General features: G+C 67.8%; 1 protein-coding gene. It reads right to left on the bottom strand.

Annotation, left to right across the window (positions count from 1 at the left end; all coding sequences use genetic code 11):
* Window positions 1-52: 52 nt before the first annotated feature.
* Window positions 53-943: IS256 family transposase (locus BQ9890_RS14340; RefSeq protein WP_075893335.1), on the bottom strand; the 891-nt coding region annotated here is incomplete at its 5' end.

Genomic DNA, 943 nt, shown 5'->3' with positions numbered 1-943 from the left:
GGGGTCAAGTCCCGTGGAGTGGTGTAGCGGTCGGTGATCCTTGTGGTGTTGGTTAGGCGGTGAGTTCGAGGGTGGGGTCGGTGGTCACCTCCGGCGTGGTGTCGGGGGCGAGGGTGAGGCGGCTTTTGGCGAGGATGTCGAGGCCGAGGTAGCGGCGGCCTTCTGCCCATTCGTCGGTCTGCTCGGCGAGCACGGCGCCGACGAGGCGGATGATCGCGTCGCGGTTGGGGAAGATTCCGACGGAGTCGGTGCGGCGGCGGATCTCGTGGTTGAGGCGCTCGTTGGGGTTGTTGGACCAGATCTGGTGCCAGAGTCCTTCGGGGAACCCGGTGAAGGCGAGGATGTCCGCGCGTGCCGCGTCGAGGTGCTCGTGCACGTCGGGAAGCTTCCCGTCGACGTAGTCCAGCAGCCGGTCGAACTGCGCGTTCACGCTGTCGGCGTCGGGTTGGTCGTAGACGGAGTGCAGCATCGCCTTCACCGCCGGCCATATGCTCTTCGGGGTCACGCTCATCAGGTTGGCCGCGTAGTGGGTTCTGCATCGTTGCCAGGCCGCGCCGGGCAGGTTCGCCGCGATGGCCTCCACCAGTCCGGTGTGAGCGTCGGAGGTGACCAGGCGGACCCCGCCCAGGCCGCGGGCGACGAGGTCAGCGAAGAACGAGTTCCAGGCTGCACCGGTCTCGGATGTCGCGACCCGTAAGCCGAGGACTTCGCGGCGCCCATCCGCGTTGACACCCGTGGCGACCAGCACGACCGCGTTGATGACCCGGCCTCCCTCGCGGACCTTCATCGTCAGCGCGTCGGCGGCGAGGAAGGTGAACGGGCCCGCCTCGCCCAGGGGGCGGTGCCGGAACTGGTCGACGTGCTCGTCGAGCTCGGCCGCCATCCGCGAGACCTGCGACTTCGACAGTGAGTGGATCCCCAACGTCTTGACGAGTTTGTCCAT

It is taken from the genome of Actinomyces provencensis, assembly GCF_900155435.1.
GTDB classification, from domain to species: Bacteria; Actinomycetota; Actinomycetes; order Actinomycetales; family Actinomycetaceae; genus Pauljensenia; species Pauljensenia provencensis.
The sequence above is the reverse complement of the archived record's forward strand: the minus strand, read 5'-3'. Positions and strand labels throughout refer to the sequence as shown.